Annotated in this window: 22 protein-coding genes and 1 pseudogene; 15 read left to right on the forward strand and 8 right to left on the reverse strand. The window is 71.7% G+C overall.

Annotated features, from left to right (window positions below; genetic code table 11):
* Window positions 1–15: 15 nt before the first annotated feature.
* The 4 genes from VO99_RS28185 to VO99_RS28200 are packed head-to-tail and all read left to right on the forward strand — an operon-like array spanning window position 16 to window position 3,480.
* Window positions 16–777: an amino acid ABC transporter ATP-binding protein gene (locus VO99_RS28185; RefSeq protein ID WP_046116272.1), complete on the forward strand. Its 762-nt coding sequence runs from the start codon at window positions 16–18 to the stop codon at window positions 775–777.
* Entirely contained in the window at window positions 774–1,559 is a 786-nt protein-coding gene (locus VO99_RS28190) for a sugar phosphate isomerase/epimerase family protein (RefSeq protein WP_046116273.1), read from the forward strand. The genes VO99_RS28185 and VO99_RS28190 overlap by 4 nt, the downstream gene beginning before the upstream one ends.
* On the forward strand, window positions 1,559–2,500 hold the full coding sequence (locus VO99_RS28195) for a sugar kinase (RefSeq protein WP_046116274.1): 942 nt from the start codon (window positions 1,559–1,561) through the stop codon (window positions 2,498–2,500). The genes VO99_RS28190 and VO99_RS28195 overlap by 1 nt, the downstream gene beginning before the upstream one ends.
* Window positions 2,501–2,505: 5 nt before the next feature.
* Window positions 2,506–3,480: a 2-hydroxyacid dehydrogenase gene (locus VO99_RS28200; RefSeq protein ID WP_375136424.1), complete on the forward strand. Its 975-nt coding sequence runs from the start codon at window positions 2,506–2,508 to the stop codon at window positions 3,478–3,480.
* 10 nt (window positions 3,481–3,490) lie between these two features.
* On the opposite strand, the gene VO99_RS31115 is transcribed toward VO99_RS28200, so the two are convergent.
* Window positions 3,491–3,670 (reverse strand): DUF3606 domain-containing protein, encoded by a 180-nt coding sequence (locus VO99_RS31115; RefSeq protein WP_046116276.1) that lies wholly within the window; start codon window positions 3,668–3,670, stop codon window positions 3,491–3,493.
* A 135-nt stretch (window positions 3,671–3,805) separates the two neighbouring features.
* On the opposite strand from VO99_RS31115, the gene VO99_RS28210 reads away from it, so the two are divergent.
* The gene (locus VO99_RS28210) at window positions 3,806–4,177 is read left to right on the forward strand and encodes a hypothetical protein (protein ID WP_046116277.1); all 372 of its coding nucleotides are present in this window, start codon (window positions 3,806–3,808) and stop codon (window positions 4,175–4,177) included.
* Between the two features lie 30 nt (window positions 4,178–4,207).
* Here the strand turns inward: VO99_RS28210 and VO99_RS28215 are convergent, their stop codons facing one another.
* Window positions 4,208–5,008, reverse strand: coding sequence for a c-type cytochrome (locus tag VO99_RS28215; protein ID WP_157039862.1), 801 nt, complete (start codon window positions 5,006–5,008; stop codon window positions 4,208–4,210).
* Between the two features lie 143 nt (window positions 5,009–5,151).
* On the opposite strand from VO99_RS28215, the gene VO99_RS31120 reads away from it, so the two are divergent.
* The 3 genes from VO99_RS31120 (at window position 5,152) to rpoN (ending at window position 7,423) form a co-directional block, all read left to right on the forward strand.
* A complete protein-coding gene (locus VO99_RS31120) occupies window positions 5,152–5,445 on the forward strand; it encodes a hypothetical protein (RefSeq protein WP_198157112.1) in 294 nt (97 codons plus the stop codon).
* Entirely contained in the window at window positions 5,423–5,791 is a 369-nt protein-coding gene (locus VO99_RS31125; protein ID WP_046116278.1) for a response regulator, read from the forward strand. The genes VO99_RS31120 and VO99_RS31125 overlap by 23 nt, the downstream gene beginning before the upstream one ends.
* 147 nt (window positions 5,792–5,938) lie before the next feature.
* On the forward strand, window positions 5,939–7,423 hold the full coding sequence (gene rpoN / locus VO99_RS28225) for an RNA polymerase factor sigma-54 (protein WP_046116279.1): 1,485 nt from the start codon (window positions 5,939–5,941) through the stop codon (window positions 7,421–7,423).
* Window positions 7,424–7,451: 28 nt separating this feature from the next.
* Here the strand turns inward: rpoN and VO99_RS31660 are convergent.
* A partial coding sequence (locus VO99_RS31660) for a sigma 54-interacting transcriptional regulator (RefSeq protein WP_232315624.1) occupies window positions 7,452–8,194 on the reverse strand: 743 nt, incomplete at its 5' end.
* 1 nt (window position 8,195) lies between these two features.
* Window positions 8,196–8,880, reverse strand: a pseudogene (locus tag VO99_RS31665) (sigma-54-dependent transcriptional regulator); the annotation flags it as partial.
* 253 nt (window positions 8,881–9,133) lie between these two features.
* Between VO99_RS31665 and VO99_RS29300 the strand changes: the two are divergent.
* Window positions 9,134–11,623, forward strand: a complete 2,490-nt coding sequence (locus VO99_RS29300) for an ATP-binding protein (protein ID WP_157039863.1) — start codon at window positions 9,134–9,136, stop codon at window positions 11,621–11,623.
* 19 nt (window positions 11,624–11,642) lie between these two features.
* Here VO99_RS29300 and VO99_RS28240 read toward each other — a convergent pair whose 3' ends face one another.
* From VO99_RS28240 to VO99_RS28250, 3 genes are all read right to left on the reverse strand, one after another.
* Complete coding sequence (locus tag VO99_RS28240; RefSeq protein ID WP_046116280.1) at window positions 11,643–11,840, reverse strand: hypothetical protein; 198 nt, start codon at window positions 11,838–11,840, stop codon at window positions 11,643–11,645.
* Between the two features lie 42 nt (window positions 11,841–11,882).
* A complete protein-coding gene (locus tag VO99_RS28245) occupies window positions 11,883–12,113 on the reverse strand; it encodes a hypothetical protein (RefSeq protein WP_157039864.1) in 231 nt (76 codons plus the stop codon).
* Between the two features lie 114 nt (window positions 12,114–12,227).
* Entirely contained in the window at window positions 12,228–13,526 is a 1,299-nt protein-coding gene (locus tag VO99_RS28250; protein ID WP_198157113.1) for a response regulator, read from the reverse strand.
* 143 nt (window positions 13,527–13,669) lie between these two features.
* Between VO99_RS28250 and VO99_RS31670 the strand changes: the two genes are divergently transcribed.
* Genes VO99_RS31670 through VO99_RS28275 form a run of 5 tightly spaced genes read left to right on the forward strand, consistent with a single transcriptional unit; the run spans window position 13,670 to window position 18,402 of the window.
* On the forward strand, window positions 13,670–14,089 hold the full coding sequence (locus tag VO99_RS31670; protein WP_052736704.1) for a hypothetical protein: 420 nt from the start codon (window positions 13,670–13,672) through the stop codon (window positions 14,087–14,089).
* Window positions 14,086–15,834 carry a RecQ family ATP-dependent DNA helicase gene (locus tag VO99_RS28260; protein ID WP_046116283.1) on the forward strand — a complete coding sequence of 583 codons (1,749 nt, stop codon included), beginning with the start codon at window positions 14,086–14,088 and terminating at the stop codon, window positions 15,832–15,834. Before VO99_RS31670 ends, VO99_RS28260 begins: the two co-directional genes overlap by 4 nt.
* Window positions 15,835–15,861: 27 nt before the next feature.
* A complete protein-coding gene (locus VO99_RS28265; protein ID WP_046116284.1) occupies window positions 15,862–17,694 on the forward strand; it encodes a thiamine pyrophosphate-requiring protein in 1,833 nt (610 codons plus the stop codon).
* A 53-nt stretch (window positions 17,695–17,747) separates the two neighbouring features.
* Window positions 17,748–17,963 (forward strand): hypothetical protein, encoded by a 216-nt coding sequence (locus VO99_RS28270; RefSeq protein ID WP_046116285.1) that lies wholly within the window; start codon window positions 17,748–17,750, stop codon window positions 17,961–17,963.
* A gap of 7 nt (window positions 17,964–17,970) precedes the next feature.
* Entirely contained in the window at window positions 17,971–18,402 is a 432-nt protein-coding gene (locus VO99_RS28275; RefSeq protein ID WP_232315626.1) for a PPC domain-containing DNA-binding protein, read from the forward strand.
* Between the two features lie 6 nt (window positions 18,403–18,408).
* Here the strand turns inward: VO99_RS28275 and VO99_RS28280 are convergent, their stop codons facing one another.
* On the reverse strand, window positions 18,409–18,600 hold the full coding sequence (locus VO99_RS28280) for a hypothetical protein (RefSeq protein WP_046116286.1): 192 nt from the start codon (window positions 18,598–18,600) through the stop codon (window positions 18,409–18,411).
* A 102-nt stretch (window positions 18,601–18,702) separates the two neighbouring features.
* On the opposite strand from VO99_RS28280, the gene VO99_RS28285 reads away from it, so the two are divergent.
* Entirely contained in the window at window positions 18,703–20,148 is a 1,446-nt protein-coding gene (locus tag VO99_RS28285; protein WP_046116287.1) for an NAD-dependent succinate-semialdehyde dehydrogenase, read from the forward strand.
* Window positions 20,149–20,286: the final 138 nt, after the last annotated feature.

Genomic DNA, 20,286 nt, shown 5'->3' on the forward strand with positions numbered 1-20,286 from the left:
AAGGCACAGCCCGCGATGAACACCGCCGCCGAGCCCATCATCCGCATCGAGAACGTCAACAAGTGGTACGGGCAGTTCCAGGTGCTGACCGGCATCGACCTGCAGGTGCGGGCCGGTGAGCGCATCGTCATCTGCGGGCCCTCGGGCTCGGGCAAGTCGACGCTGATCCGCTGCATCAACCGGCTGGAGACGGTGCAGCAGGGCCGCATCGTGGTCGATGGCATCGACCTCACTGCCAACCCGCGCAACGTGGATGCGGTGCGCAAGGAAGTCGGCATGGTGTTCCAGCAGTTCAACCTGTTCCCGCACCTGACGGTGCTGCAGAACTGCACCCTGGCGCCGATGAGCACCCGCGGCGTGTCGCAGGCGGAGGCCGAGGCCACTGCCATGAAGTACCTGGAGCGGGTGCGCATCCCGGAGCAGGCGCGCAAGTACCCGGCGCAGCTCTCGGGCGGCCAGCAGCAGCGCGTGGCCATCGCCCGCGCGCTGTGCATGACGCCGAAGATCATGCTGTTCGACGAGCCCACCTCGGCGCTGGACCCCGAGATGGTCAAGGAAGTGCTGGACACCATGATCGGCCTGGCCGAGGACGGCATGACCATGCTGTGCGTGACGCACGAGATGGGCTTCGCCCGCAGCGTGGCCGACCGCGTGATCTTCATGGCCGAAGGCCGCATCCTGGAGCAGGCGCCGCCGCAGCAGTTCTTCGGCCAGCCGCAGCACCCCAAGACGCAGGCGTTCCTGGGGCAGATCCTCAGCAGCGCGCAGCACGCATGAACAAGGCACCGCTGTTGATCTCGTTGTCGTCCTTCGGCGCGGCCGAGGTGCGCCGGCACGGCCAGCTCTGGTTCACACGGCTGGCGGCGGAGGCCGGTGCCGATGGCGTGGAGGTGCGCGGCGAGCTGCTGACGAATGCCGCGGCCGAGCTGGATGCGCTGGCCGACGCCACGCTGCAACTGGGCCTGGCCACGGTGTACTCCAGCCCCGAAGGCCTGTTCGCGGCCAATGGCACGCTGGACGCCGCCGCGCTGGATCGCGCGCTGGCGGCGGCCGCCCGGCTGCAGGCACCGCGGCTGAAGATGTCCATCGGCGGCTATGGCGCGGCCTCGCGCAACGCCTCGGCCGAGGCCCTTCCCGCGCTGCGCCTGCGGCTGCAGCAGGCCGTGGGCATCGAGCTGGTGATCGAGAACGACCAGACGCCCACCGCGGGCACGGTACGCGCGCTGGTGCCCTTCTTCGAGGCCGCGGCCGATGCGGCGCTGCCGCTGCCGATGGTGTTCGACATGGGCAACTGGCACTGGCTGGGCGAATGCCCGTTGCAGGCGGCGCAGGCGCTGGCCAGCCGCGTGGGTTACGTGCACTGCAAGGGCGTGCAGCGGCTGCCCGCCAAGTGGGTGGCGGTGCCGCTGGCCGACTCGGCCGCGCCCTGGCGCACCCTGATCGACGCGATGCCGCGCGGTGTGCCCTGGGCCATCGAATATCCCCTGATCGGTGACGACCTGCTGGCCGTCACCCGCACGCAGGTCGACCTGCTGCGCGCACTGAGCCGGAGCCTGTGATGAAGCCCCTGGACGTGGTGACCTTCGGCGAGGCGATGCAGATGTTCGTCGCCGCCGAGCCCGGCCCGCTGGAAGACGTGACCAGCTTCCACAAGCGCACCGCCGGCGCCGAGACCAACGTGGCCATCGGCCTGGCGCGGCTGGGCCTGGGCGTGGGCTGGGTGAGCCGGCTGGGCGCCGAATCCATGGGCCGCTACCTGCTCAAGGCCATGCAGGCCGAGGGCATCGACTGCTCGCACGTGGTGTGCGACGCCGCGCAGCGCACCGGCTTCCTGTTCAAGGGCCGGGTGACCGACGGCAGCGACCCGCCGGTGGAGTACCACCGCAAGGGCTCGGCGGCCAGCCAGATCGTGCCTGCCGACATCGACGTGCCGTGGGTGACCGGCGCGCGCCACCTGCATGCCACCGGCGTGTTCGCGGCGCTGTCGGCCAACTGCCTGGCCACCGCGCACGAGGCGATGCGGCTGATGCGCGAGGCCGGCCGCAGCATCTCGTTCGACCCCAACCTGCGGCCCACGCTGTGGGCCTCGACCGAGGTGATGCGCGAGGCCATCAACGCATTGGCCGCGAAGGCGGACTGGGTGCTGCCGGGCCTGGAGGAAGGCCGGCTGCTGACCGGCGCCGACACGCCCGAAGGCATCGCCGCCTTCTACCGCGACCGCGGCGCCCAGGTGGTCGTGGTCAAGCTCGGCCCGGCCGGCGCGTACTTCAGCAGCGCCGAGGCCAGCGGGCATGTGCCGGGCTTTCCAGTGGCGCAGGTGGTGGACACCGTGGGCGCCGGCGACGGCTTTGCGGTGGGCGTGATCAGCGCGCTGCTGGAGGGCCGGCCGCTGCTGCACGCGGTGCGCCGCGGTGCCTGGATCGGCGCCCGCGCCGTGCAGGTGCTGGGTGACACCGAAGGGCTGCCCACCCAGGCCGAACTGCAGGCCGCCGCGCTGTGACGGCCGTGCCGCGCCAGCAGGTGCTCGTGTTCCGCGAGCTGCCGCCCGACCAGTTGGCGCGGCTGCAGGCGGTGCATGAGGTCACCGTCGCCAACCCGCGCATCGAGGCGCAGCGCGATGCCTTCTTCGCGGCGCTGCCGCGGGCGCAAGGCCTCATCGGCTCCAGCTATCCCATCGGCGCGGAGGTGCTGGCCCAGGCGCCGGCGCTGCGCGTGGTCTCCAGCATCTCGGTGGGCATCGACAACTACGACCTGCCCGCGCTGTGTGCACGCGGCGTGATGCTGTGCCACACGCCCGGCGTGCTGACCGAGACCACGGCCGACACGCTGTTCGCGCTGGTGATGGCCACCAGCCGCCGCCTGGTGGAGCTGGCCAACCATGTGCGCGAAGGCCGCTGGCAGCGCAACATCGACGAGCGGCTGTTCGGCTGGGACGTGCACGGCAAGACGCTGGGCATCGTCGGCTTTGGTCGCATCGGCCAGGCGCTCGCACGGCGGGCGGCGCTGGGCTTCGGCATGCCGGTGCTGTTCCACAACCGTTCGGCGGTGGATGTGCCGGCCGAGCTGCCGGCGCTGGCGGCGCATGCGCGCCAGCTGCCGCTGCATGACGTGCTGGCGCAGTCCGACATCGTGGCGCTGACGGTGCCGCTGACCGACGAAACCCGCGGCCTGATGGATGCCGCGCGCTTTGCGGTGATGAAGCCGGGCGCCATCTTGGTCAATGGCTCGCGCGGCGGCGTGGTGGATGAGGCGGCGCTGCTGCAGGCGCTGGACGGCGGGCACCTGCGCGCCGCCGGGCTGGACGTGTTCGCCACCGAGCCGCTGCCGCTGGATTCGCCGCTGCGCACGCATCCGAAGGTCACGCCGCTGCCGCACATCGGCTCGGCCACGCACGAGACGCGGCAGGCGATGGCCGAACTGGCCACCAGCAACCTGCTGCAGGCCCTGGCCGGCGAGCGGCCCCGCGCCACCGTCGGCTAGGGGCCTCCGCTCAGCCGTCGTTGCCGGGTGCGGCCGGCTGCGGATGGGCGGCCAGGTAGCCCTTGACCTTGTCGAGGTCGGTGCCCACGCGGCGCAGCGCTTCCTCCAGCACCGGCACTGGCACGGCCAGCTGCGCTGCCCAGCGTTCCAGCGCGCCGGGTTCCGAGAGCTCGATGCGTTGCATGTCCATGCCTTCCGCGCAGCAATCCAGGTGCCGGCCGCTGTCTGGTTTCTGTAGGACACCCCGCACGCCCCATCGCGCCATCGCCCCGCAGCCTGGTGTCAGCCCGCGGGGCAGCATGCAGCTTCAGACCAAGGAGCAGCCATGAGCATCACCGATTCCACCGACCGACCGCTGGCCACCCCGGACCAGCGCCATCGTCCGCAGGATGCAGGCGATGTGGGCGGGCAGGCCACCACCATCGACGCCGGCCTGGCCCGGGCCAGCACCTCGCCCGACGACCAGCCCGGCATCAGCCCGGCGGGCAAGCCGCAGCCGGTGGACGGCGACTGGGCCGACCGCGAGGCCGCGGCCCGCGAGGACGGCACCGAGACCGAGCTGCCCGACAGCACCGGCGTCAAGCGCTCCGGCGTGCGGGTGAACGACGACGACAACGTGCTGGAGTCGCTGGGCAAGGCCATCACCGACCCGCTTCGCAGCGCAGCCGACGACGAACCCGGCCAGCCCGGGCGCTGAAGGCCGCGCGCCTCGGCGCGACCCGGTGACTCAGCGCAGCCCGGTGAGGTAGACCGCCACCGCCTGCACCGTGGCCGCCGGCATCGCGCCGTACGAAGGCATGCCGGCGCCGGGCTTCAAGGCCTCGGCGTGGCGTATCCAGTGGGCCATCTGCGCGCTGTCGTTGTCCAGCAGGCCGGCCGCCAGGGTCAGGCGCCGGCCCACGTGGGTGAGGTCCGGGCCACCGCCGGTGGCCTCGGACACGCCGCGCACCGTGTGGCAGGCGGTGCAGCCGTGGTCGATGAAGGCCTGCCGGCCCAGCGCCGGCACCACGCCTTCGTCCGCATGCGCCGGCTCGGCCTCGCGCTCCAGCCAGCGTGCGAAGCCCTCCGGCGCCACCGCCACCACCTGCAGGCTCATGCGGCTGATGCCGTTGGCGGTGAATTCGGCGCATTCGCCGCGGTACACCGCGGGCCGCCAGGCGGTGATGTCCAGGTGCTGCACCTGGCCCGGCATGATGTCGGTTCGGCCGCTGAGCGGCGGCACGCGGAAGCTGTGCACCACGTCGCTGGAGCGCAGCGACAGCCGCACCTTGCGGCCGACCGGGATGCGCAGCTCATTCGCGCTCACCACTTCGGCGCCGGTGCGGGGGTGGCGGTAGCGCACTTCCCACCACCACATGTTGGCCGTGACCGAGACTTCCAGCGGCGCTTCCGCCGGCAGCGGCCCGAATACGTAGCGTTCCAGCGCGCTGTACACCAGCAGCGACGCCATCACCACCAGCGGCAACGCAATGGCGGAAAGCAGGGTCCAGCGGGCCCAGCGGGTGCGGTGGCGCGACAGTGCGTTCATGCCGCCATGGATCAAACGGCGTGCCCGCGTGTAGCAAAGGCAAAAAGTGGCTGCAAGGTATGCATCGTGTAAATCTGTAGCCGGATGTCACCAGCCGGCACATGGTTTGCCCGAATGTGCCCGGATGCAACTGGAGAACCACCATGAACGCAGGTGAAGCGACGCGGTGCCGGCTGACCGAGGATCTGCTGCTCGGCGATGCCACCGCGTTCTTCGAACGCATGCTCGACGACGACTGCCCGATGCCAGCGCCGCAGCGCCTGGAACTGCGGCTGCCCGCAGCTTCAGGCGGCATGCCTGTTGCCGCGAGACGCTATACAGCCATGCCGTGCGCGGCACGACGTGGGCTGCAGGGAGAGCAGGATGAATCAGGCAGGGGCAGCGCCAGCCGCAGGGCGGGGCGGGCTTCAGGGCATGCATGTGCTGTTGGTGGATGACTGCGTGGATGCGCTGGTGCCACTGGCGGCCTTGCTGGAGATGAGCGGGGCGGAGGTGGCCACGGCGGAGAACGGGCAGCAGGCGCTGGAGTGCCTGCGCAGCGCGCCATGCGACGTGCTGGTGTCCGACCTGCGCATGCCGGTGATGTCGGGCGTGGAACTCATCCGCGCGGTGCGGGCCGATGCGGCATTGCCGCAGCCGGTGGCCATCGCCTACAGCGGCTACAGCACGCTGGCCACGCGGGAGGTGGTGGACGCCGGCTTCGATGCCGTGCTCACCAAGCCGCTGGGCATCGACAAGCTGCAGCAGGTCATCGTCGCGCTGCGGGCGGGCGGCCGCCCTTGAACCGGCTTGCCGCAATTCACGCGGCGTTTCCGGCAAAACCGGTGCCCGCCGGCACGGGCTGAAGGCGCTCCACCGAGGGAAGGCAGGGTTGTTGCGGGGCCGGCACGAAAGGTGCGGAAAGAGCCTCCCAGAGGAGATAACGACCCCATGCCCGCCAGCAGCCTTCGCGTCATACACCAGCAAAACCAGGCCTTGTCGCCCCGCCTGCAACATGCTGTCCGGCTGTTGCAGATGTCGTCTCTCGACTTTGCGCAGACCATCGCCGACACCCTGGGCCGCAACCCATTTCTTGAAGGTGACGAGGGCGACGACGCCCCGTTGCCGCCCGGCCTCACCGCCCTGGTCAATCCGCTGGCCGAACCTGGCAGCGCCACCGCGCCGCGGGAAGACCTGACGCCCGCCGACCAGGCGGCCAGCGACTACGACAATGCCGCCGACGACGGCCACAGCGAGCCGCCGCCCGATGCCGGCACCTGGAACGAAGCCCTGCCCGGTGGCAACAAGGGCGATGGGCCCGAGGTGTCGGCCACCGAGCTGGTGGCCAGCAGCACCGGCCTCAACACCCACCTGCACGGCCAGCTCAACCTGCTGCCGCTGGGTCCGCGCGACATGGCGCTGGCCAAGGCGGTGGTGGAGCTGCTGGACGACGACGGCTACCTGCGCGGCGATCCGTTCGAGCTCACCGCCGACGATTCCATGGACCCGCCGCCCACCGACGAGGAAGTGCGCATCGCGGTGCGCCGCGTGCAGTCGCTGGACCCAGCTGGCGTGGGCGCCCGCACGGTGCAGGAGTGCCTGCTGCTGCAGACCGGCGAGATCGAATGCCCCCACCAGCGGGCGCTGGCCCGCCGCATCATCGGCGAGCAGCTGCGCCTGCTGGGCACCCGCGATTGCGAGACCCTGGCGCACCGCGTGGGCCATCCGCTGGCCGACGTGGAAGCGGCCTGTGCGCGTATCCGCCGCTTCGACCCGCGGCCGGGCTGGCGCTTCGGCGCGCCGCCGGTGCACTACGTGACGCCCGACGTCATCGCCCGCCGCTACCGCGGCCGCTGGGTGGCGGTGCTGAATCCGGCGGTGGTGCCGCGGCTGCGGCTCAACAGCACGGTGGTGGACCTGTTCCAGCGCCACCGCGGCGCGCCCTGCCCCGACCTGGCCAGCCACCTGCAGGAGGCGCGCTGGACGGTGCGCAACGTGGAGCAGCGCTTTTCCACCATCGTGGCGGTGGCGCAGGCGGTCATCGACCGCCAGCACCACTTCCTGGACTACGGCGAGATGGCGATGAAGCCGCTGGGGCTAAAGGAGATCGCCGAGGCCGTGGGCGTGCACGAGTCCACCGTCTCGCGCGTCACCAGCAACAAGTACATCGCCACGCCGGCCGGCGTGTTCGAGCTCAAGCACTTCTTCTCGCGGGCGATGGTGATGCCCAGCGGCGCCTCGCTGTCGCCCACCGCCATCCGCGGCCTGGTGCGCGACATCATCGCGGACGAGAAGGCCAGCCATCCGCTGTCGGACACCGAGATCACCCAGCTGCTGTGGCAGCAGGGCCTGCGCGTGGCGCGCCGCACGGTCACCAAGTACCGGCAGGCGCTGCGCATCGAGCCCGCGGCACGCCGCAAGGCGATGGCGGGCTGACGGGCCCGCGCTTCGGCGGGGCCGAGCCTCAGCTGCCCGCAGGCGGCTCGGCCAGGTCGGCCGCGGTGGCCTCCATCGCGTCGTCGCCGCCTCGGGAATATTCCTTCAGGCGGTTGTAGAGCGTCTTCATGCTCACGCCCAGGGCGGCGGCGGTGCGCTCCTTGTGGCGGTTGAAGTGCTGGAAGGTGGCCAGGATCAGCTGGCGCTCGGCCTCGGCCATCGAGGTGCCCAGCGGCAGCGTGAGCGAGGGCACGGCCGGCGGCGCGGCCACGCCGCCTTCGCCGGCCATCGACATGCTCAGCGGCACGCCGCTGTCGCGCGGCAGCCATTCATCGCCGATGTCGTCGCCGTCGGCCATCACGTACACCCGCTGCACCACGTTGCGCAGCTCCCGCACGTTGCCCGGCCAGCGGTAGGCCTGCAGCGCCTGCAGCGCCTTGGGCGTGAAGCGGCGGCTGTGGCCCTCCCGCTGGCACACGCCGGCCAGGAAATGCTCGGCCAGCAGCGGCACGTCCTCGCGCCGCTCGCGCAGCGGCGGCAGCTCGATCGGGAAGACGTTCAGGCGATAGAACAGGTCCTCGCGCAGCTTGTGGTCGGCCACGGCCAGCTCGGGCGCCCGGTTGGTGGCGGCGATCACCCGCACGTCGGCCTCGCGCAGCTGGGTGGAGCCCACGCGCATGAAGGTGCCGGTCTCCAGCACCCGCAGCAGCTTGACCTGCAGCTCGATCGGCATCTCGGTGATCTCGTCGAGGAACAGCGTGCCGCCGTGCGNAGAAGCCCAGGTGCTGGCGGTCGGCGCCGGTGAAGCTGCCCTTCTCGTGGCCGAAGATCTCGCTTTCGATCAGGTTGGGCGAGATGGCGCCGCAGTTCACGGCCAGGAAGGGCCGCGCACGCCGACGGCTGAGGTCGTGCACCGAACGAGCCACCACCTCCTTGCCGGTGCCGCTCTCGCCGGTGACGAACACGCTGATGGACGTGATGGCCACCCGCGCGATCTGCCGGTACACCCGCTGCATGGCCGCGCTGCGGCCCCACAGATGGCCGAAGTGGCCGCTGCGGGCCCATTCGGCCTCCATCTGGCCGATCTCGGCCTGCAGCGCATCGGGCCGCATCACGCGCGACAGGATGCCCTGCAGCTGCCGCTTGCTCACCGGCTTGGTGATGTAGTCGGCCGCGCCGAAGCGCAGCGCCTGGATCGAGGTCTCCAGGCTGGCATGGCCGGTGATCAGCACCACCTCGGAGTGCTTGATCAGGTCCGGTGTTTCGAAAAGATCCATTCCGCTGCCGTCCGGCAGCTGCAGATCGAGCAGCACGACATCGGGTCTTTGCAGCGCGAGCTGTCGGCGGGCATCGCGTAACGATCCCGCGGTTGCCACGCTGAATTGCTGTTCCGCAATCAGCGCTGCCATCATGCGCGCCGCGTCCGCATCGTCCTCAACGATCAGGGCGTGGCTCATCGGTGAACTCCTCCGGTACTGCTACTGACAAGGTCCGGTTCGGGGCGCTGGAGGCCCCTTCGGGGCATGGAGCATAAGCGTTCCGACGTCGCCGCACGGGCGGCGTGGACAGCAGGAAACAACTCGTCTCACATTGCAGAAACGGGCATGCCGATTGCCCCTTCGAACCCTTGGTTTGCCACTTCCGTCGCACCCTCCATTGCCCACCACACGCCGTTGGCCCGTTGCCTCGCTGCGCACCTACCTGGTCGCCATGATCCTGTTGGCCAGCGTGCCGATGGCCTTGTTCATGTCGCTGCAGATCCTGCGCGACGTACGGTCCCAGCATGAGCGACTGACCGACAGCCTGCAGCGCTCGGCCAACGTGCTGGCCGAAGGCATCGACCGCGAACTGGTGGCCTCGCTGGAAGCGCTGGTGCTGCTGTCCGATGCGGCGGCGCCGGGCGGCGTGGACGTGCAGGCGCTGGTGGGCCGGCTGCGCGAGCGCCCGCGCCTGCGGCCCAGCTGGCAGGCGGTGTTCATTGCCGACGCGCAAGGCCGCGTGGTCGAGGTGGTGGCGGGCAACGGCACCGTGCTGCCCGACCGCGTGGCCGTGCCCACCGCCACGGTGTCGGACCTGGTGGAGATCGGCGGCCGGCGCCTGGTGGCGCTGAGCGTGCCGCTGGGCGGGGGCGTGCGCATGGGAACCTGGATCGACGTGGCGCACTGGCAGCAGCTGCTGTTGCGGCTGGGCCGCGCGCAGGGCGGGTATGCGTCGCTGTTCGACGGCCAGTACCGCATGATCGCCCGCACCGAGTCGCCCGAGCGCTACGTGGGCCGGCGCCTGCCCCTGGGGGCGGTGCAGGCGATGGGCGGTCGGCCGCAGGGCGTCCACCGCACCAACCTGCTGGACGGTGCACCCACCTTCGTGGCCTGGCACAAGGTGGGCGACACGCCCTGGGGCGTGGCGGTGGGCGTGCTGGCCGAGCCCATCGAGCAGCTGCACCGACATGCGCTGGTCACCGCGGTGAGCACGGCCGCCTTGTGCCTGCTGCTGGGGGTCACGCTGGCGCTTTGGATGGCGCGGCGCGTGACCGGGCCGCTGCAGGCCCTGGGCGCGGGCGGTGGCGGCCTGGCGCCGGGCCGCCATGAGCCGGACAGCCCGGTGCGCGAGATCGCCGCGCTGCGCGACGCGGTGGTTTCCGCGCGGCACGAGGAAGCCGCCGCGCGTCTGCGCCTGCAGCGCAAGGCCGACGAGTTCGAGGCGCTGTTCCGCGGCAGCCCCATCGGCCTGGCCTTCGCGCAGGACCCGCAGTGCCGCAAGGTGCTGCGCAACCGCGCACTCACCGACCTGATGCGCCCGCCTGCCGGCACCGCGGACGTGCCGATGCAGATCTGGCACGAAGGCCGGCTGCTGTCCCGCGAGGAGCTGCCGCTGGCCGTGGCCGCGCGCACCGGCGAGCCGGTGCCGGTGTGCGAGCTGGAGCTGCGTTTCGGCGGTGGTGCCGATTCGCGCTTCGTCATCATGCAGACGGTGCCGCTGCTGGACACCGACGGCGCCTCGCGCGGGGCCATTGCGGCACTGCTGGACATCACCGACCGCAAGCGCGCCGAGGCGCAGCTGCTGGAGACCGACCGCGAGCGCGTGGCCCTGATCGCACGCGAGCAGGCCGCACGGCGGGAGGCCGAGATGGCCAACCAGGCCAAGGACGAGTTCCTGGCCATGCTGGGCCATGAGCTGCGCAATCCGCTCAATGCGGTGGCCTCGGCCATCGAGGTGCTGAAGCTGCTGGGCGGCGGCGGACCGCAGGCCGACGATGCACGCGGCATCATCGGCCGCCAGACCCGCCACCTGGCCCACCTGATGGACGACCTGCTGGACATGGCCCGGGTGGCCTCGGGCAAGGTGGTGCTGGAGCGCCGGCCGCTGGACCTGGCCAAGCTGGTGTCGTCGCTGGTGGCCACCATGCGGCTGTCGGGCGACGTGCGCGAGCACACCCTGACGATGGACGTGCAGGAAGCCTGGATCGACGCCGACAGCACCCGCATCGAGCAGGTGGCCGGCAACCTGCTCACCAATGCGCTGAAGTACACGCCGCCCGGCGGGCGCGTGCTGGTGAAGGTGATGCCGCAGGGCCAGGAAGCGGTGCTGGAGGTGCGCGACAACGGCGTGGGCATTCCGCCGCAGCTGCTGGAACGGGCGTTCGACCTCTTCGTGCAGGGCGAGCGCTCGCTGGACCGCCGCGCCGGTGGCCTGGGCGTGGGCCTCACGCTGGTCAAGCGGCTGGTGCAGCTGCATGGGGGCAGCGTGGCCGCCGAGAGCGATGGCGACGGCAGCGTGTTCCGCGTGCGGCTGCCGCTGGTGGCCTCGCCGCCGCCGGCCGATGCGCGCGGCGCGCCGGGACGGCAGCGCGGGCGCAGCGTGCTGCTGGTGGAGGACAACGACGACGCGCTGCATGCGCTGAAGTCGGTGCTGGAGCTGGACGGCCACCGCGTGAGCACCGCCAACGACGGCGAGCAGGGCCTGGCCCTGCTGCTGCAGGAGCTGCCCGAGGTGGCGGTGGTGGACATCGGCCTGCCCACGCTCACCGGCTTCGAGGTGGCCAAGCGCAGCCGAGCGGCTGGTTATGCCGGCCGGCTCATCGCGTTGTCGGGCTATGGGCTGGAAACCAGCACCCGCCAGGCGCTGCAGTCCGGCTTCGATGCGCACCTGACCAAGCCGGTGGACTTCGACCGGCTGCGCGAGCTGTTCGAGGACCGCTGAAGCGGCCCCGTGGGACGGGTCAGTTCAGGTCGGAGGCGGGCTGCTGCATCGCCTGCAGGCGCGACTGTTCATGCTGCCAGTGCCAGGCGTTGACACGCTCGATGGCGCGGCGCAGTGCATCGGTCATCCACTCGTCCGCAGCACCGGAAGCAGCTTCCGGCACGTTCTGCACGACAACGGGGTGGATGGCGGGCGTGAGGGTTTGCAGTGTGTCCATGACAAAACTCATGCAAGGGTGATGCCTAGCAAGGGTTTTCGCTTACCGGTTGTCACTCACCGGGCCGCGGGCGGCCAGCGCGCGCAGCGATTGCTCGACGTAAAGGGCCGATTCGTACTCGGCCGTCAGGCGGTGGATGTCATTGACCAGCCAGCCCACCATCGCGGGGCCGGCACGGCGCCGTAGCGCTTCGTCGAGCGCGTTTTGCCGCAAGCGCAGCGCATCCGACAACCAGGACGACAAACCACCATCGCCTACTGCATCGGCCGGCATGGACACTCCTTCGGTCCGCATGCGGACAACCATCTGGGGAAAAGTTTGTCAGGCTTGCAGCAATAACGGTGCCGCTCGAGGCAACGCCTGCCCCTGGGGTTGCAACCAGACCTTTCAAGCCCCGTGGGCGACGCACCATCGGCGCATCTCGCTGCGCAGCGCATGCAGGTCCACCGGCTGCGGCACGAAGCCGTCCACGCCGTCGGCCAGGGCCTGCCATGCCTGGGCCGCATCCACGCCCGGGCCGTGCAGCACGATGCGGCACGGCGGGGCCAGCCCGGCCCTCTGCAGCCTGTGCAGCCGCCGCGGCAGCTGCTCGCCGGGCGGGCCGGCAAGCGCGGGGTCCAGCAGCAGCACCGTGGGCGCCAGCCGCAGGCAGGCATCCAGCGCCTGCAGCATGTCGCGCGCGGCATGCACCTCGTAGCCGGCAGCCTGCAGCACCGACTGGGTCAGGCAGCGGGCCACGTCGTCGTGCTGGGCGACCAGCACCTTCAGCGGGCTGGCGGCGTCGCTCCCCGGCTGCGGCGCCTCGGGCGGCGGCTGGCGCAGCAGGCGTTCCCAGGCCTGCCAGTCGCGCTGGCTGAAGGGGTGGCAGCACAGCTCGTAGCCCGGCACCGTGTCGGCATGCCCCAGCCACAGCGAGCCGGTTTCCACCGCCAGCACCGCGTGCACCCCGCGCGGCAGGCCGCGGCGCAGCCGCTGCAGGGTGGCCGGCGCCATGGCCGCATGGGCGAACACCACCAGCAGCGCGGGCAGCACCTCACCCGGTGCCGGCTGGCGCAGCCGCTGCAGCGCGGCCTCGCAGCCATGCAGGATGGCCACCGTCCAGCCCTCCTGCGACGCCTGGCGCGCCACCGAGGCGGCCAGCACCGCATCCGGCTGCACCAGCCACAGGTGGCGGCTGCCGAAGGTGGGGCGGGGTGGCGCGGGACGCCGCCACGCCCGCCGCAGCAGGTAGTGGCCGTGCAGCTCGAAGCCGGTGCGCCGCCAGGCCAGCGTCACCGCCGCCTGGCTGGCGGGGCACAGGCCCTGGGCGCTGCCCTCGGCCTGTGGCCGCAGCTGCAGCCGCTCCGCCGCTTGCAGGAAGCCCAGGCCGCCGCGGCGCTCGGGCTGGCCACTCAGCCGCCAGTGCAGGCGGCAGCCGCCGCCGGGTTCGGCCTCGGCCTGCGCCTCGAAGCCCAGCACGCCGCCGCCGGCCAGGTTGTCGATGGCCGCCAGCCCCAGCCGGTGCAGGCTGCAGTTCAGCGCGCGCACCTCGGAAAAGCTGCCTTCCAGTCCGCCTGCCGGCCCGGCCACATGCCAGCCACCGGTGCGGTCGTCGAAGCCGTAGCTGATGCCCTCGTGCAGCAGCCTCGGCACCAATTCGCGCACGCTGATCGCGGCCAGGCGCGACAGCAGGGTGTCCATCGGCATCAGCGTCCCGGCCCCGTTCTGCAAATCTTGCGGCATGCGGTGGCATGGCCCGGTAGCAAGGGGTGCGCGAAAGGTGGAGGTACAGGCATTGCCAGAACGGTATCGCAGCCGGCCTGGCTGCGCCGAACCTGGAGCCCCTGCCCATGCGCGCCCACCACTTCTTCTCGACGCTGCCCGTACCGGCTGCCGGCCACCGCACCGGCGCCGTGCTGGCACCGCGGCCGGCCTGGCGCGCGCAGAGCGTGCCGCCCGAGCCGGTGATGCCGCCCCCGCCGCCGCCCGACCTGCCCACCGGCGTGCCGCCGATCGGCGACCCCTTGCCCTCGCCCTCGCCAGCGCCCGATCCGGTGCCGGGCACCGTGCCGGGCACCACGCCCGACATGCCGCCGCCGATGCAGGCGCAGGCGGGGCAGGGCGGGCAGCGGCAGGTGGCTTCGACGGTGCATCACCCGATGATCGCGCAGCCGGCCCGGGGCCGGGCGCCGCGGTACGAGCGGCCGTCGGTCTACCGCATCAGCCTGCAACGCAGCCTGGGCGGGCCGCAGTCGGGCATCGCCCATTGAGCGCAGCGGCCCGACAGATCCGCCGCCGCACGCCGGCGCGCGAAGGCCTGCCGCCGCGTGCGCTGCAGGCGCTGCGGCAGGTGTTCGGCCTGCGGGCCTTGCGGCCCGGCCAGGGCGAGGTGGTGGCCCGTGTGATGCGCGGCGATTCCACGCTGGCCGTGATGCCCACCGGGGCCGGCAAGTCGCTGTGCTACCAGCTCCCAGCCTTGCTGAGCGAGCAGCGCACGCTGGTGGTGTCGCCGCTCATCGCCTTGATGAAGGACCAGTGCGACGGCCTGTGCGACCTGGGCATCGACGCGGTGGCCTGGCACAGCGGCCTGAATGCCGAAGCCCTGGCCGCGACCGAGGCCGCGGTGGCCGATGGCAGCGCCCGCATCGTCTTCACCACGCCGGAGCGGGCGGCCGAGCCCGGCTTTGCCGAGGTGGTGAACACCGGGCGCGCGGTGGGCCTGCTGGTCATCGACGAGGCGCATTGCATCAGCCAGTGGGGCCATGCCTTCCGGCCGGCCTACCTGGAGCTGGCGCCGCTGCGCGGCGCGCTGGGCAAGCCGCCGGTGCTGGCGCTGACCGCCACCGCCACCGAGCAGGTGGCCGAGGAGGTGATGGCGCAGCTGGGCATCCCGGCCGGCGGCCTGCTGCGCGCCGGGGTGTACCGGCCCAACCTGCACTACCGCGTGGAGCCGCAGGCGGACGAGGAGGACAAGCGCGAGCGCGCCGTGGCCCTGGTGCAGGCCACCGAAGGCACCGGCATCGTCTATGCCGCCACCGTGCGCGAGGCCGAGGCCGTGCATGCGTTGCTGCAGGAAGCGGCCAACGCCGCCGGCCAGCCGCCGCAGTCCATCGGCCTCTACCACGGCCGGATGAACGCTGCCGACCGCAACCGCGTGCAGGACGCCTTCATCGCCGGCGAGGTGCGGGTGATGGTGGCCACGCCCGCCTTCGGCCTGGGCATCGACAAGCCCGACATCCGCTTCATCGTGCACCTGCAGCTGCCGCCCGGCCTGGATGCCTACTACCAGGAGACCGGCCGCGCCGGCCGCGACGGCGAGGATGCGGACTGCACGCTGCTGTACCTGCGCGGCGACCGCGGCGTGCAGCAGTTCTTCATGGCCGGCCGCTACCCCGACCGCGAGGCCGTCTCCGCCGTGCTGCGCCAGGTGAGCCAGGCGGGTGAGCCGGCCGAGCTCGAAGCGGTGGCCGAAGCCGCCGACCTGCCCGCCGCACGGGTGCGCGGCATCCTCAACCTGCTGGCCGGCGAGCGGCTGGTGCGCCGCGACGGACAAGGCCGCTGGCGCGCCGCCCCCGGTCGCCGGCTGGACGACGCTGCCCTGGCCCGCGTGCTGCAGGCCTGCGAGCAGCGACGCGATCAGGACAAGGCCGAGCTGGAGGCCATGGTCTTCTATGCCCAGACGGGCACCTGCCGCTGGCAGGTGCTGCTGCGCCACTTCGAGCCCGAGGCCGGGCATCCCGCCTGCGGCCACTGCGACAGCTGCCGCCGGCTGCAGGCCTTCGAGGCGCTGCGCGAGGCCGAGGCCGCCCAGCAGGCGGCCGCTGACGCCGGTGCCCAGCCCATCCAGGTGCTGGCCGCCGGCACCGCGGTGCGCGTCAAGCGCTACGGCCTTGGCGAGGTGGTCAGCGGCGACGCCAGCAGCCTGACGATCCGTTTCCCAGGCGGCGCCGAGCGCAGCTTCCATCCCGACTTCGTGCGCCCGGCACGGCAACGCCGTGCCGTGGCCGCCGCCTGACACCGACCCCCGCAGAAAGACCCACCGATGAAACCCACCGTCAGCGACCACCTTCTGCAGCGCCTGCATGCCTGGGGCGTGCGCCGTGTCTTCGGCTATCCCGGCGACGGCATCAACGGCCTGATGGGCGCCTTCGGCCGGCGCGACGGCGACATCGAGTTCGTGCAGGCGCGGCATGAGGAGCTGGCCGCCTTCATGGCCACCGCGCACGCCAAGTTCACCGGCGAGGTGGGCGTGTGCATGGCCACCTCCGGCCCCGGCGCCATCCACCTGCTCAACGGCCTGTACGACGCCAAGGCCGACCACCAGCCCGTGGTGGCCATCGTCGGCCAGCAGGCCCGCAGCGCCATCGGCGGCGACTACCAGCAGGAGGTGGACCTGCCGGCGCTGTTCAAGGACGTGGCCGGCGCGTACGTGCACACGGTGATGGTGCCGGAGCAGGTGCGCCACGTGATCGACCGTGCCATCCGCATCGCCCGCGACCAGCGCACCGTCACCTGCGTCATCGTGCCCAACGACGTGCAGGAACTGCCGCAGGTGCAGGAGCCGCCGCGCGAGCACGGCACGGTGCACAGCGGCATCGGCCACACCGGCGTGGCGGCGGTGCCGCCGGCCGGCGAGCTGGCGCGGGCGGCCGCGGTGCTGAACGCCGGGCGCAAGGTGGCCATCCTGGTGGGCGCCGGCGCGCTGCATGCAGCCGACGAGCTGCAGATGGTGGCCGACCGGCTGGGCGCCGGCGTGGCCAAGGCGCTGCTGGGCAAGTGCGCCCTGCCGGACGACCTGCCCTACGTCACCGGCGCCATCGGCCTGCTGGGCACCGGGCCCAGCTGGGAGCTGATGGAGGGTTGCGACACGCTGCTGATGATCGGGTCCAGCTTCCCGTACAGCGAATACCTGCCCAAGGAAGGCCAGGCCCGCGGCGTGCAGATCGACGTCGACCCACGCAAGCTGGGCCTGCGCTACCCGATGGAGGTCAACCTGGCCGGCGACAGCGCGCTCACGCTGCGGGCGCTGCTGCCGCTGCTCAAGCCGCGCGCCGACCACCAGTGGCGCGAGCAGGTCAACAAGAGCGTGCTCAAGTGGTGGGACGTGATGCGCGCGCGTGCGATGGCGCCGGCCAAGCCGATGAATCCGCAGCGGGTGTTCTGGGAGCTGTCGCCCCGGCTGCCTTCGGACGTGATCCTCACCTGCGATTCCGGCACCAGCGCGGCCTGGTATGCACGCGACATCAAGGTGCGCCACGGCATGATGGGCTCGCTCTCGGGCGGGCTGGCCAGCATGGGCGCGGCGCTGCCCTATGCCATCGCCGCCAAGTTCGCGCATCCGTCGCGCCCGGTGGTGGCGCTGCTGGGCGATGGCGCGATGCAGATGATCGGCCTGAACGCGCTCATCACGCTGGCCCACCACTGGCGCCGCTGGGCCGACCCACGGGTGCTGGTGATGGTGCTGGACAACCAGGACCTGAACATGGTGACCTGGGAGCAGCGCGCCACTGCGGGCGATCCCAAGTTCGACCCGTCGCAGACGCTGCCCGGCTTCGCCTATGCCGAGTACGCCAAGCTGCTGGGTCTGAACGGCCTGCGCGTGACCAACCCGGAGGACATCGGCTTCGCCTGGGAGGAAGCGCTGGCCGCCGACCGCCCCACCGTGCTGCAGATGGTGGTCGACCCCAACGTGCCGCCGCTGCCGCCGCATGTGCCGGTGAAGCAGGTGGCCTCGTACATGAGCGCGCTGCTGCACGGCGACAGCAATGCCCGCCAGGTGATGGTGGCCACCTTCCGCCAGTGGTGGGCCGGCGTGGCGCCGGGCCACAAGGGCGACGGACCGGCCGATGCGGCGGAAGACGGCGACCGCGGCTGAAGGCACGGCGGTTGCCGCCTGGCAGGCATCTCAACACGACAAGGAACGACGCCATGAGCGAAGCACAAGCCACCGAGGTGGAGTCCGTCTACCGTGAACTGGTCAAGGGCGTGGGCCGCGAGAAGGTGACCGAGGCCAATGCCGCCCAGCTCATCGAGCTGGCCGAACGCGACAAGCACACCGTGCTGGCCGAGGAGCTGCGCGAATGGGCCATGGGCTGCGGCGGCGCGCTGACGCCGGGGCAGGGTGGGGACGTGACCAAGGGGTGAGTGGCCGGTGGCCCTGGCGCCTGAGTTCCTGCCACTGCGCCTCGGCCCCGGCGCGGATCTCCGCGCCGCGCTGGAGGCGCTCTCCGCCGCGCCTGCGGGGCTGTCCGCCTTCGTGGTCAGCGGCATCGGCAGCCTGGCCGGCGCCCGCCTCCGGCTGGCCGGTGCGCAGGTCGAGACCGAGGTCGCCGGCGACGTCGAGATCCTGTCCCTGGCCGGCACGCTGTCGCCCGATGGCGCCCACCTGCACATGGCCATCGCCGATGCCGCCGGCCGCGTGCTGGGTGGACACGTCGGCTACGGCAACCTCGTCCGCACGACGGTGGAGCTGCTGGTCGTGCAGCTCGCCGACTGGCGGCTCGGCCGCCAACCGGACCCGACCACCGGCTTCAAGGAACTGGTGATCACGCGCACGTCCACCGGCCCCGGCGGCGCGGCGTGAGCGGCCTCAGTTGTGCGAGCCTCGCTTCGATTCCTCCGCCTGCCCCTTCTGCGCCGAGCCCTTCTGATGGGTCGGCAGCGGTGTGCCCGTGGGCGCGGGGTCGTTGCCGGTGCCGGTGTTGTTGATGCGCTCGGCCATCCAGTCGTTGGCCGTGGTCTCGTCGGTGGGCGGGGCCACGGGTTGGTTGCGTTGGGTCATGACCGTCTCCTGAAGGCAGTTTGAAACCGTATGGCGGCAAGCGTTGTTCCCACGGTGCGAGACTCGGCGTCTCGACCGACCTACCTTCCTTGAGGACCGTGCATGAGCAACGCTTACCGTGACACCCGGCTGCTGATCGACAACGAATGGGTGGATGCCGCCGACGGACGCACGCAGGACGTGCTGAACCCCGCCACCGGCCAGTCCATCGGCCGCGTGGCCCATGCCAGCCGCGCCGACCTCGACCGCGCGCTGGCCGCCACCCAGCGCGGTTTCCAGGCCTGGCGCAACACGCCGGCGCATGAGCGCGCCAACATCATGCGCAAGGCCGCTGCGCTGGTGCGCGAGCGCGCCGATGCCATCGCCCCGCTGATGACGCTGGAGCAGGGCAAGCCGCTGGCCGAAGCCAAGGTGGAAGTGATGTCGGCCGCCGACATCATCGAGTGGTTCGCCGACGAAGGCCGCCGCACCTACGGCCGCATCGTGCCGGCCCGCAACCTGGCCGTGCGCCAGATGGTGCTGAAGGAAGCCGTGGGCCCGGTGGCCGCCTTCACGCCCTGGAACTTCCCGATCAACCAGGTGGTGCGCAAGCTGTCGGCCGCGCTGGCCACCGGCTGCTCTTTCCTCGTCAAGGCACCGGAGGAAACCCCGGCCTCGCCGGCCGCGCTGCTGCAGGCCTTCGTCGATGCCGGCCTGCCTGCCGGCGTGGTGGGCCTGGTGTTCGGCGACCCGGCCGAGATCTCCAGCTACCTGATCGCGCATCCCACCATCCGCAAGGTCACCTTCACCGGCAGCACGCCGGTGGGCAAGCAGCTGGCGGCGCTGGCGGGCCAGCACATGAAGCGGGTGACGATGGAGCTGGGCGGCCATGCCCCGGTGATCGTGGCCGAGGATGCCGACGTGGAACTGGCCATCAAGGCCCTGGCCGGCGCCAAGTTCCGCAATGCGGGCCAGGTGTGCATCTCGCCCACCCGCTTCCTGGTGCACAACCGCATCAAGGAGCGTTTCGTCGACGGCTTTGCCTCGCGGGTGCAGGGCCTGAAGGTGGGTGACGGCCTGGCCGATGGCACCACGCTGGGCCCGCTGGCCAATGCCCGCCGCATCAGCGCGATGAACAAGGTGATGGACGATGCCCGCCAGAAGGGCGCGCGCATCGTCACCGGCGGTGAGCGCGTGGGCAGCGAAGGCAACTTCTTCGCCCCCACCGTGCTGGCCGACGTGCCGCTGGACGCCGACGTGTTCAACAACGAGCCGTTCGGCCCGGTGGCCGCGGTGCGCGGTTTCGACACGCTGGACGAAGCCATCGCCGAAGCCAACCGCCTGCCCTTCGGCCTGGCGAGCTACGCCTTCACCCGCTCGCTGAGCAATGCGCACAAGCTGTCGCAAGACCTGGAAGTGGGCATGCTGTGGGTCAACCAACCCGCCGCCCCTTGGCCCGAGATGCCGTTCGGCGGCGTGAAGGACTCGGGCTACGGCAGCGAAGGCGGCCCGGAGGCACTGGAGCCCTACCTGGTGACCAAGTCGGTCGCGATCCTCAACGCGGACTGACTGAAGGCACCGCCCGGCGCTGGGGCGCCGGGCGCGGGCTCGGGTTGTCACGTAGGGCATCCAGAGCCTAAGGCACGGGCCGGCATGGCCCTATTGCCCCGCAGGGCGGCGGCTCCTAGAGTGGCCGCGTTGCGAGGT

It is taken from the genome of Aquincola tertiaricarbonis (assembly GCF_000969605.1).
Taxonomy (GTDB): domain Bacteria; phylum Pseudomonadota; class Gammaproteobacteria; order Burkholderiales; family Burkholderiaceae_C; genus Aquincola; species Aquincola tertiaricarbonis.

Bases quoted from the DNA above. Each gene is read 5' to 3' on its own strand.
- VO99_RS28185 (WP_046116272.1), top strand. From the start codon at position 16: ATGAACACCGCCGCCGAGCCCATCATCCGCATCGAGAACGTCAACAAG.
- VO99_RS28190 (WP_046116273.1), top strand. From the start codon at position 774: ATGAACAAGGCACCGCTGTTGATCTCGTTGTCGTCCTTCGGCGCGGCC.
- VO99_RS28195 (WP_046116274.1), top strand. From the start codon at position 1,559: ATGAAGCCCCTGGACGTGGTGACCTTCGGCGAGGCGATGCAGATGTTC.
- VO99_RS31115 (WP_046116276.1), bottom strand. From the start codon at position 3,670: ATGGACATGCAACGCATCGAGCTCTCGGAACCCGGCGCGCTGGAACGC.
- VO99_RS28210 (WP_046116277.1), top strand. From the start codon at position 3,806: ATGAGCATCACCGATTCCACCGACCGACCGCTGGCCACCCCGGACCAG.
- VO99_RS28215 (WP_157039862.1), bottom strand. From the start codon at position 5,008: ATGAACGCACTGTCGCGCCACCGCACCCGCTGGGCCCGCTGGACCCTG.
- VO99_RS31120 (WP_198157112.1), top strand. From the start codon at position 5,152: ATGAACGCAGGTGAAGCGACGCGGTGCCGGCTGACCGAGGATCTGCTG.
- VO99_RS31125 (WP_046116278.1), top strand. From the start codon at position 5,423: ATGCATGTGCTGTTGGTGGATGACTGCGTGGATGCGCTGGTGCCACTG.
- rpoN (WP_046116279.1), top strand. From the start codon at position 5,939: ATGCCCGCCAGCAGCCTTCGCGTCATACACCAGCAAAACCAGGCCTTG.
- VO99_RS29300 (WP_157039863.1), top strand. From the start codon at position 9,134: ATGATCCTGTTGGCCAGCGTGCCGATGGCCTTGTTCATGTCGCTGCAG.
- VO99_RS28240 (WP_046116280.1), bottom strand. From the start codon at position 11,840: ATGGACACACTGCAAACCCTCACGCCCGCCATCCACCCCGTTGTCGTG.
- VO99_RS28245 (WP_157039864.1), bottom strand. From the start codon at position 12,113: ATGCCGGCCGATGCAGTAGGCGATGGTGGTTTGTCGTCCTGGTTGTCG.
- VO99_RS28250 (WP_198157113.1), bottom strand. From the start codon at position 13,526: ATGCCGATGGACACCCTGCTGTCGCGCCTGGCCGCGATCAGCGTGCGC.
- VO99_RS31670 (WP_052736704.1), top strand. From the start codon at position 13,670: ATGCGCGCCCACCACTTCTTCTCGACGCTGCCCGTACCGGCTGCCGGC.
- VO99_RS28265 (WP_046116284.1), top strand. From the start codon at position 15,862: ATGAAACCCACCGTCAGCGACCACCTTCTGCAGCGCCTGCATGCCTGG.
- VO99_RS28270 (WP_046116285.1), top strand. From the start codon at position 17,748: ATGAGCGAAGCACAAGCCACCGAGGTGGAGTCCGTCTACCGTGAACTG.
- VO99_RS28280 (WP_046116286.1), bottom strand. From the start codon at position 18,600: ATGACCCAACGCAACCAACCCGTGGCCCCGCCCACCGACGAGACCACG.
- VO99_RS28285 (WP_046116287.1), top strand. From the start codon at position 18,703: ATGAGCAACGCTTACCGTGACACCCGGCTGCTGATCGACAACGAATGG.